At 42.7% G+C, this 12,420-nt stretch carries 8 protein-coding genes; all 8 read left to right on the top strand.

Features of this window, described 5'->3' with window-relative positions; all coding sequences use genetic code 11:
• Positions 1–6: 6 nt before the first annotated feature.
• The 8 genes from T355_RS0107240 (at position 7) to T355_RS14755 (ending at position 12,412) form a co-directional block, all read left to right on the top strand.
• Entirely contained in the window at positions 7–918 is a 912-nt protein-coding gene (locus T355_RS0107240) for a serine O-acetyltransferase (protein ID WP_231483003.1), read from the top strand.
• A gap of 210 nt (positions 919–1,128) precedes the next feature.
• On the top strand, positions 1,129–2,295 hold the full coding sequence (locus tag T355_RS0107245; protein WP_027397181.1) for an efflux RND transporter periplasmic adaptor subunit: 1,167 nt from the start codon (positions 1,129–1,131) through the stop codon (positions 2,293–2,295).
• A 1-nt stretch (position 2,296) separates the two neighbouring features.
• On the top strand, positions 2,297–3,274 hold the full coding sequence (locus tag T355_RS0107250; protein WP_027397182.1) for an HlyD family efflux transporter periplasmic adaptor subunit: 978 nt from the start codon (positions 2,297–2,299) through the stop codon (positions 3,272–3,274).
• Between the two features lie 10 nt (positions 3,275–3,284).
• Positions 3,285–5,513: an NHLP family bacteriocin export ABC transporter peptidase/permease/ATPase subunit gene (locus T355_RS13885; protein ID WP_197019566.1), complete on the top strand. Its 2,229-nt coding sequence runs from the start codon at positions 3,285–3,287 to the stop codon at positions 5,511–5,513.
• 13 nt (positions 5,514–5,526) lie between these two features.
• Positions 5,527–8,295 (top strand): NHLP bacteriocin export ABC transporter permease/ATPase subunit, encoded by a 2,769-nt coding sequence (locus T355_RS13890; RefSeq protein WP_051555451.1) that lies wholly within the window; start codon positions 5,527–5,529, stop codon positions 8,293–8,295.
• A 22-nt stretch (positions 8,296–8,317) separates the two neighbouring features.
• Positions 8,318–9,700 carry a TolC family protein gene (locus tag T355_RS13895; protein ID WP_051555452.1) on the top strand — a complete coding sequence of 461 codons (1,383 nt, stop codon included), beginning with the start codon at positions 8,318–8,320 and terminating at the stop codon, positions 9,698–9,700.
• A 189-nt stretch (positions 9,701–9,889) separates the two neighbouring features.
• Positions 9,890–10,219 (top strand): STAS domain-containing protein, encoded by a 330-nt coding sequence (locus T355_RS13900; protein WP_051555453.1) that lies wholly within the window; start codon positions 9,890–9,892, stop codon positions 10,217–10,219.
• A gap of 45 nt (positions 10,220–10,264) precedes the next feature.
• Complete coding sequence (locus T355_RS14755; RefSeq protein WP_051555454.1) at positions 10,265–12,412, top strand: SpoIIE family protein phosphatase; 2,148 nt, start codon at positions 10,265–10,267, stop codon at positions 12,410–12,412.
• The last annotated feature ends 8 nt before the right edge of the window (positions 12,413–12,420 follow it).

Raw genomic sequence — 12,420 nt, forward strand, 5'->3', positions numbered from 1 at the left:
TTTTTCATGTCAATGGCAATAATGGAGGAAAAGATACAGGGTGTTACAAATGATATATTTGCTGATGTGGTTGAATCCCATTCTGCCAGCAAGCTATTTGAGCATTTGCAGCTGGACAGGGATGCCATTATCGGTATTTTGGATAATCTTGTGGCTATTCTTTTTCCAGCACATTTTGCAAATGAGAAAACTCCTGGCACATATTCATTAAAATATGAAATGGGTACCAGACTTTCCAATGTGGTTAAGTGTTTAACAGATCAGGTTATGGTCTCCCTTCAGCAGCATCCGGAGTATAGCAGCAAAAATGATGAAATGAGACGGGACCACGCCGAGGCCATAGTTGGAATATTCGTGGATGCCCTTCCGGAGATTCGTCAGCTGTTAAAGAAGGATATTCAGGCAGGCTATGACGGAGACCCGGCGGCTACCAGCTTTGACGAGATTATTTTTTCCTATCCTGGCTTTTATGCCATTATGGTAAACCGTATAGCCCATGTGTTGTACAAGCTGGAGGTTCCCATGATTCCACGAATCATGACAGAGCATGCCCACAGTCGTACAGGGGTAGATATCCATCCCGGAGCCCAGATAGGAGAGTATTTTTTCATCGACCATGGAACGGGTGTGGTAATAGGTGAAACCACCGTTATTGGTGACAGAGTAAAGCTCTATCAGGGGGTTACCCTTGGTGGCCTGTCCACCAGAGGCGGGCAGAGCCTTCGTGGCCGGCGACGCCATCCTACTATTGGCAATGACGTTACTATATACTCCAACGCCTCCATCCTTGGAGGGGAAACGGTTATAGGGGATGGGTGTATTATTAGCGGTAACTGCTTTATAACCAGCTCCGTTGCTCCTGGTATGAGAGTCAGCAACGGCAAGGGAGAGCTACAGATTATACCGGATAAAAAATAAAATACTATGTGTTCATAATGCCAGTCAGCAAAAATAAACTTTTGCTGACTGGCTTTTTATTTAAAGGAAATACGTTATTTTTGTAGAAAATAAGATAAGATAGTATAATGTAAAATTATAGGTTAATTTTGATGAAAGATATATCACCTTATTTCATATATATATTGTTGAATTATGAGATACTGCTAAAAATAGAAAGGACACGAGAATATGAAAAGATATTTTTATATAGGTATAGCCGTTATTATGGTTCTGGCCATTGGTTTGGTGGGCTATGGTGCCTGGCTGAATTATAGCGACGAAAACCAGATTGCCAATAGAATGGATAACCGTGTTATACAGCTATCCACTGCCAAGGCTGAGTATAGGGATATACATCCTACAGTTTCTCTTCCGGCAGTACGTTTTAGCTCTGATAATATGGCTGATGCCATAGCACTTACGGATGGCCGTATTACTAACTGGCTGGTGGAAAAAAATGCTCCTGTACATAAGGGTGATATTCTGGTGTCATTGATTAATGAACAAATTCCTCTGAAAATCCAGCAGTCTTCCAGCACAGTTAGCCGTGCGGAGGCACAGCTGGCTCAGGCCTATAGTGCATACCAGCGTCAAGGGCGTCTTATGAAGAAACAAGCTACTTCACAGGAAAAATATGAAGCATCTGAAGCCCAGTATCTTGCTGCCAGGGAGGCCTTGCAGGAGGCTGAAGCTCAAAGAAATCAGCTGTATGTTCAACAGGATTGGCTAAATGTAAAGGCTCCTGTTGATGGGGATGTACTTCTTGTATATCAGCAGACAGGTTCTTATGTGCAGGCCGGAACTCCTGTGGCATTGGTAGGCAACTTTGATTATCTTAATTTTTCGGTAAATCTTGCTGACAGTGAAATATATCATTTTAACGTTGGAGATAGGGCTTATTTAAGATTCCCTGATCATTGGTCCATGGGCAAGGCCTATGACACTGATTTTGGTGCAGGCAATTTGGGTGGTAATACGGAAATAATTGGCGTTCTGAAGGAAATAGTACCTCCATTGTCGGAGCCGGCAGCCATCAGACGTACAGTTTGGGAAGTAGATAACCGTGTCAGAATACTTGAGCCTATGACATATACAGGCGTAACTATGTATACATATAAGGATTATCATTGTCTTACTGTGCCATTGGATGCCATGGTGGACAAATCCAATGACAAGGTATATGTGGTGGATGCAGACGGCATCGTTCATTTGCGTTCTATTAAAAGCGGTTGTGATGATGGAGTATACATAGAGATATTATCAGGCCTTTCAGAAGGCGATGCTGTAGTCGTAGGCAGTGTAGATGGCCTTAGTGATGGAATGAAGGTAAATATCAGACCGGAGGGAGGGGAATAATATGGCTGAAAAACAATGGGGTAGCGAAAATAAAGGTATTTTTAGCAAGGAAGCATTGGATAAGCTGCGTTCCCCGGAACAGCTGGATACTGTGTTGCCTATAACCAGTCCTATAGGCTGGATGGGCCTTGCTGCAGTGGCCGTTATGATGGTGGCTGTTGTGATATGGTCAATATTTGGTTCCTTCACCGTCAAGGCAGAGGGCGTAGGCATGATTATGGATTCCTCTGGTGTTTCAAAGGTGTCTTCTGTAGCCGGAGGCAAGATAGATAAGGTTTATGTACATCCCGGAGAAAAAATAAAAAAGGGAGCCATGATAGCCCATATAGAGCTGCCTCAGGAAACGGCGGCAACCCGTATGGCCCAGTACAATCCTGAACTGGCTTCCAGTAATCGTGACGCTAAAAACAAGGTCCATGAATTTGATTCACGTCGTTATCAGAAGGAAACAACGGAATATGTTTATTCCACACGCAGTGGTACAGTGGATGAAATAATGGTGCAGGAGGGTGCTGTTATTGGTACCGGCTCTCCAATTATTACAGTGCGGAATGATGATGGACGCAATGAATTAAGCGGCATCATGTATGTATCTGTAAATAAGGGTAAAAGTGTAAAGCCAGGCCAGACAATTCAGATTGCTCCTGGTGGTGTGGATATTTCCCAAAGTGGAAGCCTTTTGGGAACGGTTCGTTCTGTTTCCCAGTATCCTGTATCTGCCCAGACCATGCAGTCCACATTAAATAATGAACAGCTGGTACAAGCTATTCTTCAGGCACAGCAGGGTGCCGTAATGGAAGTAATATTCGATTTGGTAAAGGATCCTGGCTCTGAATCAGGGTATTTGTGGACTTCTTCTGTGGGAGAACACAAGCCAATAACTGCTGGAAGCTTCTGTACCGGCACGATTATTATTGAGCGTCGTCCCCCTATCGAAAAAGTATTTTATCGTTTAAGCCAATGGCTGAGAAATAGGTGATGATATGTTAGTGGAAAAAATAAAAGATTTCTTTTCCAGCAGTCACCAACGGGTTAAAGTACCTACTATACTTCAGATGGAGGCTACAGAATGTGGTGCTGCAGCTCTGGCCATGATTCTCGCCCATTATGGCTTATGGATACCCCTGGAGAAGCTGAGAGCAGAATGTGGTGTAAATCGCGATGGCTCTAAGGCCAGCTGCGTTATAAAGGCAGCAAGAAACCGTAACTGTGAAGCCAATGGTTATCGTTGGACCACCAATGATATTTTAAAATTGGAATCAGAAAAAATATTTCCTTTGATAATACATTGGGAATTTAATCATTTTGTTGTCTTAGAAGGAATAAAGAACGGCAAGGCCTATCTTAATGATCCTGCCATGGGACGGAGAACAGTTCCTCTGGAGGAATTTCGTACTTCCTATACGGGGGTATCTCTCCACATTACTCCAAATGAGAAATTCCAAAAGGAAGGTCGCCGCTACAACATATACAAGGATATGTTCCATAAACTAATGGAAGACCGGTGGGCCATGACCTTTATTCTGATTTTGGAGCTGTGCGCAATTATTCCAGGATTGGCCAGCCCGGTTATGTCCCAAATTTTCCTTGATGATATTTTGACAAGAAAGCATCCGGAATGGATGACTAATTTCTGTATTGCCATGACCCTGTCCTTCATAGTATCTGGTATTATAACTTGGTTGAGGGCTGTTGTATTGACCTTGTGGCAGCGAAAGCTCACATTGTCGGATTCATCCAGATATTTTTGGCATTTGCTGAAGCTGCCAATGCAGTTTTTCCATCAAAGGTATGCAGCTGAGGTAGCAGGTCGCGTGGCCTTTAATGAGTCTATTGCCGGTGTATTGTCCGGGCCGGCGGCTACCGCAGCATTGGATTTGTTTGTAGCATTTTTTTATCTGTTACTTCTGCTGCAATATAATGTTACCTTGACAATTATCGGTGTGTGCTTCATATCTGTGGAAATCATACTGTTTTTGGCTATGCGTCGTCATCTTACCGATCTGAATATGCGTATTCAGCAGGATGCGGGCAAGGCCTATGGTGTGGCCATGAATGGTCTTAGAATGATTGAAACTATTAAGGCCAACGGTGATGAATCAGATTTCTTTACAAAATGGGCTGGCTATCAGACAAAGGTTTTGACTGCCTCTCAGGAAACAGCCCTTTGGTCATTGTCAGTAACCATCTTGCCAACACTATTATCAGGTGTTAATGGAGCATTGATTATGACCATAGGTGGTTTCTCCATAATGGAGGGTGCCATGACTGCCGGTATGTTTATGGCTTTTCAGCACCTGATGGGCTCATTTTCAGCACCTGTAAACGCCCTGGTAGGTTTGGGCTCCACTCTGCAGACTACAGAAATGCAGATGCAACGTCTAAATGATGTGCGTTGTTATGAAGTTGACAGCTTGAATTTCCCTACAGAGGAAGAAGAAGCCCGGCAGTCCTATCCTCGTGACAGGCTTTCAGGCGATCTTTGCATGGAAGACATCAGCTTTGGTTATAGTCCATTGGAAAAACCGCTGATTGCAGATTTTAACCTTCATGCTCATCCTGGAGAATGGATAGCAGTAGTAGGCGCTTCTGGCAGTGGTAAATCCACAATTGCCAAGGTGATTACAGGACTTTATGAGGAATGGGGGGGTACCCTGTCCTTTGACGGAGTGCCACGCAGAAAGCTGCCACGTAAGGTTATACTTAGCTCACTGGCTGCAGTAGATCAGGATATTTTCCTTATAAGCGGTACAGTGGCAGAAAACATTTCACTCTTTGACAATACTGTGCGAAGGAGTGAGATTGTTCAAGCGGCTAAGGATGCCTGCATACATGATGACATAATGAAGCTAAGTGGTGGTTACGAGGCTTTGGTATCAGAGGGCGGTCTCAACTTCTCCGGAGGTCAGCGGCAGCGTCTTGAAATTGCCCGGGCTTTGGCTTTGAATCCTTCCATTTTGATATTGGATGAAGCCACCAGTGCCCTTGATCCTATTACAGAGAAAATTGTATTGGAAAATATACGTCATCGTGGTTGTACCTGTATTATTGTGGCTCATCGTCTTTCCACTATCAGGGACTGTGATGAAATCATTGTTCTTTCCAATGGCAAGATTGTGGAAAGGGGCGTTCATCGCGAAATGATGAAGCACGATGGACCGTACAGACAGCTTATTGAAGAACGTGAGCAGGAAGATATGGAAATTGTAGAGCAGTAAGGAGGCAAAGCCAATGATAAAAACACATAAACTATTATCTGGCCAACGCTTCCAGTTATATGACAATAAAAAATTAATAAAGGTTATATCCGGTATTGTGGAGGTTTATGCCACCACAAAAGATGGAGATGATGAGCTTTCCTTTAGACAAAATTATCTCATTAATGCTCAGGAGGGAGAGTGCATATTTCCTTCCATTGATGAATTTGATGAGATAAGTATACAGTTGTATGCTTTGGAAGATGCTGAGTTATCAGAAATTGCCTTTGATGAGCTTGAAGCCAATGAGTTGGCTAGGGTAGCTCAGCACTGGTTTGGCCGCCTTATGGAAATCTCCTGGTTGCGTCTTAAGGCAGACAAGGGCGATGATATGCTCCAGTCCTGGCTTAAAGGCAATGTTTTTAAAGAAATGGACAGTCAGGAGCAAGTAATTGCAGAGCTGAAGGACCATGAAGAGGTCCTGTCTATGTTTTTGGGAATGAGGTTTGGTGCTGAAGATACCAGATTATCAAGACGTATCAGTATGCGGGAAAAGGCCCGTAAAATATTGGTAGAAAATGGTATTCGCAGCCTACTTGGTGAAGAGCATATTTTTGCCGGTGAAACAGAAACCTCTTCATCCCAACAAACAACTATGGATACAACCTTTGTGGTGCAGCAGGTCGGCAAGGCTTTAAAAATGCCAATTGAATCCATAGGCATATCAGAAGAAAATGCCAAAAAATTGGATAATATTGGTCTGATACGCCGTCTGATGCAAAAAGGAAATATGCAGATGCGCCTCATAACCCTTCCTAAGGGTTGGTATAAGCAGGACACAGGGGTTATGATAGGCTATTACACATCCCCGGATACAGGAGAAAAAGAATTAGCTGCACTTATACCAGAACAGCCGGAGGTTTATCGTGCCATATTGCGCCACAAGCCTGAGGGCATATTAGTAACTGAAGAAGTAGCAAAAAATATCGAAAAGGATGCTTTTGCCTGCTACGCTGGCTTTCCTTCCCGCAAGCTGAAGCTCTGGGATTTAATTAAATTCATTTTCCATCAATGCTGGATAGCTGATTATCGAACCATAATAATTTGCAGCTTATTTGGTGGCTGTATTCCATTGGCTACCCCAATAATTACTGAAACCATATTCCAGGATATTATACCTATTTTAGATAGGCAGGGACTGGCCACAGTAACCCAGGCCCTGATGGTAACCAGCTTTACCACAGCTGCCTTGGGAATAGTCAGATCTATAGCGGTAATGCGTATATCAACACGCATTGAGATTTCGGCAGAGGCTGCCATGTGGGGACGTCTTATGCAGCTACCTACCAAATTTTTCCGTCGTTTTACTGTCGGTGAATTGGCCAGCCGTATGGGAGGAATTGGCGTTGCCAAGAGCCTGGCGTCCGGCGAATTCGTTGGCTCCATTTTGAGCTTTATATTCTCATTTTGGAGTATTTTCCTCATGTGCTACTACAGCATAAAACTCACAGCTGCAGCAGTTGTAGTTTGGCTGATTTATTCTCTGTTTGTTATAGCAGTAATGCGCCGCACACTGTATTTCCAGCGCAAAATCATTGATGCAGGCAACAAGTCTGCTGGTATGGTACAACAGATTTTTGCAGGACTTGCAAAATTCCGCGTGCAGGGTGGCGAGGAACAGGCATATAATCTTTGGGCCTCAACCTTTGGTGAGCATTGGAAATGGGGCTACAAGCTACGGTGGCAGAATAACTATACCACTATTATTTCCAGTATTCAGCCATTTATTCTTACCATGATTCTTTATTGGATAGCAATGTATGGTATGAATGAATTGGGTCCGGATGGTAAGACTGTTAAGAGCGGTATTACTTATGCTCAGTTTATCGCCTTTAATTCAGCTTATAGCAGCTTTAATGGTGTAATAGGCGGAGTCCTTGGCCTTATTGGCAAATATTTTGCCATTCAGCCTCAGATTGAAAATCTTAAACCAATTTTAAATGAGGTTCCGGAAAGCAACGAGGAAAAGCAGGATGCTGGGCAGCTCTCCGGGGCCCTTGAGGTGGGAAATCTGTCCTTTGCCTATACCTTGGTAGTGCCAGATGGTAATGGAGGAACTACGGAAGTAAAGGGAGATGACGTTATTCATAACGTTAGTTTTTCTATTGCTGCTGGTGAAAATATTGCCATTGTAGGTAAATCCGGCAGTGGAAAAAGCACCTTGGTACGTTTGCTGTTGGGCTTTGAACAACCACAAAAGGGGAGCATTTCTTATGATGGACAAAATCTGGCAGACCTGTCCCTTCCTTCGGTTCGTTCCCAGTTAGGAGTAGTATTGCAAAATGGCCAGCTTATGACTGGGGATATCTTTACAAACATCGTAGGTACAAGAAATCTGACCCAGGATGACGCCTGGGATGCCGCTGAGGCAGCAGGCGTGGCTGATGATATTGCGGAAATGCCAATGGGAATGCAGACAGTAATCAGCGAGGGCAGCTCCAATATTTCCGGTGGCCAGCGTCAGCGTATTCTTATAGCCCGGGCTCTGGCCGGGAAACCTTCTTTGCTTATTTTTGATGAAGCCACCAGTGCATTGGATAATCGTTCCCAGGCAATTGTTACCCGTAGCCTGGATAAGCTAAAGGCCACACGTATAATTGTAGCTCACCGCTTGTCCACCATAAGGAACTGCGATCGAATTATTGTCATGGATGATGGTCGTCTGGCGGAAATGGGTACCTTTGATGAGCTCGTGGAAAAAGGTGGTATATTTGCTGATCTTGTAAAGAGGCAAATAGCATAGATTTTAGAAGGTGAATCCATTTATGAAGAAATCATTTATTTTAGCTTTGATGCTGGTTGCCTGTAATATAGGGCAGGTTGCAGCCGAATCACAGCCTGTTATTGAAAATACGGAAGAAAATTTGAGCCTTTCCCTGGCTGAAAGCATTGATATTGCCTTGAGTAATAATGATCAGATTTATGCAGCAGAAAAGGGAAGGGAAGCCAGCAAATGGGGGCTGTCATCTGCTCGGCGGTCCGATGGTCCAACTATAGGCTGGGAATCTAATTTCAATCGTAACAGATCTCGTCGAACTGGAAGGTATTTTTATAATACTTCATATTCCAACAGCTGGAGTCTTACGATTCCTGTATATACTGGTGGACAACTGGAAGGACAAATTGACAAGAATCGCTATTTGCTAAATCAGGCTGATTTGAATCTGGAAAATGTAAAACAGACAGTACGATATAAAACAGCTAATGCCTATGCAAATCTTTTACATCAAAAGGATGTGGCCAGAATTGCAAAGGAGGCTGTGGAAATGTCAAATAGCCAATTAAGGCTGATTAATGAACAATACACAGAGGGTGCTGTGGCCAAGGCGGATGTGTTGATGATGGAGGTACGTTTGGCCAATAACCGTCAAAATCTGGTGTCAGCCCTGGGGAATATGGAAATTGCAAAATATGATTTAATTAATGCAATGGGCCTTTCCAACAATGTTAATGTGGAGCCTACAGATGTATTTTCCTATGAACCATATCCTAAAGAGCTTTGGGAATGTGAGGAATATGCTCTTGAGCATCGTCCTGATGGAATCGCTGCTGATTATGGTATAAAAATAGCTGATGCCAATAAAGATATAGCCAAAGCTGGCTATCGGCCAAAGGTATCCGGCAGTATTGGGAGAGGGATTGCAGGAGAGCAGCCCTTTGGTACGGAAGGTACTGATAGTTTATCCGCAGTCATAAATTTTAAATGGAATATTTTTGATAATGGTGTAACTGCCGCTAATGTATCTCAGGCTGATGCCTTGGTACAGCAATCACAATATAATGCTGAATATACAAAAAAGAATATTAGCCTGGAAACACGTTCAGCATACGAGAGAATGAAAATAGCGGAAAAAAACATCAAAGAAGCTACCGCTGCGGTGAAGCAAGCTGAGGAAAGCTATACTATAGCCCAAGTCCGTTATGAGGAAGGCGTAGATATATTGCTTAATTTGCTGGATGCCCAGGAAAAGCTGACTCAGGCCAGATCAAATTATTCCAATGCCCTTTACCAATATAATCTTTACCGTGTGACTTTGGAAAAGGCCATGGGTGTACCTGTGGATATGGATGTTCCACTTTATGTTGAGGCAGAAAAAGGTGGATTATCAGCAGATAAGGCACTGAAGGTTGCGGAAATTAATGGATAATTAGAATGCAAAAAATGCCTCAAAGCAGGAAATTACAATTGAATAACGAATAGTAACAGTTAAGAAAAGATTAATATAACTACAGTCCCTTGCCTAAATATATTTAGACAAGGGGCTCAGTTATATATAGTCCCTTGATTACTTTTGGGGATTGGGTTTTGTACTGAGATACTTTAAGGAGGAAGAAAAGTGGAAGATATTAGCATTTCTATAGAAGAAAAAAATGGATGGTCAGTTTTATTCCTACAGGGAAGATTGGACAGAGTTAATGCCGAGGATGTTGGCTCAAAGGCTGAGGAAACTATGGCTACTGCTGCAAAAATGGCGGCGGATTTATCAGGACTGGAATATATTTCCTCTGCTGGTATCCGCGTTCTCTTACGACTTGCCAAAAAATCCAAGGCAGATGGAAAAGAATTTGTCATTTGCGGTGCAGATGGATTTGTAAAGGAGATTCTTGAAGACTCCAATATGGATATGCTGGTAACCATGATAAATTCAGTTGAACAGCTGCCTTAATGGTGATAATTATCATTCTGTAGTATTTATGGGGAGGAAATGTCTGTGAAGTTGGATATTAGACGTAAAATATTGCTTCTCATGGGCATTTCCGGGTTAATTACCGCTTTGCTTTTGGGGGCTATATTGACCTTGGGACTGAATACAGCCTATGATACCTTGGACAAACAGGCCTTTACCATGGCTCAGGGGGTAAGCGATGAAGCTGTAAACTATTCTCAGAAGCTGGCCCGCAAACGGCTGGAAAATATTATTCGCTTAAAGGCTTATCACATTAATGAGATCATTGGCGAAATGGAGGGTAATTTAATAATACTATCCGATAAAATTAGCCAGATATCAGATTCATCAATCAAAAATAAAAGTATTATACCTAAGGATCCACGCACTGAGACGGTGTACAGCGGTGAATGGTATTATCTGCCGGGAGCAGATGATTATTCACCTCAATATGCTGTTGAGGTTGCCAACGATTTGAATGCTACCCTGCATAATTTAAGTAAGGGGGAAAAGGCCCGGCCTTTGTTTTTTTACATTGGTTCCAAGAATGGCTGGAGCCTTCGCATGGATATCTTGCCTAATGATAATGACAAGGTTAATTTGCCCCAAGCGGCTCTGACCAGAGACTATGATGCCAGGGATAGAAGCTGGTATAAATATGTAATGCAGGCTGAAATAAAAGATGCACCATTATATGTTCCTCTATATTCTTCTGCAGGTGGCAGAGCTATGTTATCTCTTGCCATGCCATATAAGGATAAGGATGGAATAGCCGGTGTATTGGGCGTTTCAATTCCATCATCAACCTTGTCTGCGGCTATGGAAGACAATACAAGAGATAAGAGTGATATCAGCTTTTTACTGGATTCCAAAGGCCATGTGATTTATTCCTCTTTATCCGTGGAGGATTTGGCTACAGACCGTTCCGACTTTGATTTGCGCAATTCCGGTATTGAATCATTGGCCCAAGCTGCTCAAAATATGACTGCAGGAGAAACAGGCTCCACAGTAGTTGATATTTATGAGGACTCTTATTTTTTGGTATATGCACCTGTGGGTTCACAGGGCTGGAGTTTGGGGGAGCTTATTTCCTACAATGAGGTTCAGGAACCAGCAGACTATATTGGATATTTGGTGAAATCAGAATTTAAGGAAATACAAAATGAATTACAGCTTGTATTTTCCGGTGTTCGCACAATTAGTCTAATTGCATTTATTCTGTTATTAATTTCAATCATTTTGGTAAGCCGTCCTATGGCGGGGCATTTTTCAAAATCTATCAGAACATTGTCAGAAGGCGCAAAACATATTTCTGAGGGAAACTTCTCGGAAGAGCTTTCAATTAACTCCGGCGACGAAATGGAGCTTTTGGCTGACAGATTCAATGCCATGACCAAGGATCTTAATAAATATATGGATGATCTGACCAGAGTAACCCAGGAACAGGCTGAAGTTACAGCTGGTCTTGATGTAGCCACAAAAATACAGAAGGGTATGCTCCCTGAGGGAGGAATCACATCATCCATTGTTTCTCTTGATGCTGATATGCAGCCTGCCATAGAAGTGGGTGGAGATTTCTATGATTACTACTATTTGGATGATACCCATTTGGCCTTCACCATAGCAGATGTATCTGATAAGGGGATTCCTTCCGCTATTTTCATGGTAGTTTCAAGGATTATCCTCAAAAATTGTATCAATTTGTATTATCAGGATGGATTGGCTAATGCTGTTACATTGGCTAATGATCAGTGTTCACAGCTCAGTAATGATGGTATGTTTGTTACTGTATGGACTGGTGTCCTGAATACAGCAACTGGTGAACTGATTTACGTAAATGCTGGTCACAATGCACCTGTTCTTCTCCATGATAAGGAGCTTTTGTATCTGCCAAAGGGAAAGTGTCCTATGATGGGATTTATGGAAGGCATTGAATATAAACAGCAAAGCATTATGCTGAAGCCGGATTCCCTGTTGCTCCTTTATACTGATGGCGTTACTGAAGCCATGAATGAAAATAAGGAAATGTATTCCAAGGAGCGTATGGAGGAGATATTGAAAGGCTTGGGAGATAGTTCTCCTAAGGAAACTATAAACAGCGTAAGGCAGGATGTTGCTAAATTTGTTGGTAAAGCAAAGCAGTCTGATGATATAACCATGGTGGCCGTAAAATATAACGGTGTTAAAGGGTGATGGAAGCA

It is taken from the genome of Anaerovibrio lipolyticus LB2005 (assembly GCF_000621545.1).
Classification (GTDB): Bacteria; Bacillota; Negativicutes; order Selenomonadales; family Selenomonadaceae; genus Anaerovibrio; species Anaerovibrio lipolyticus_A.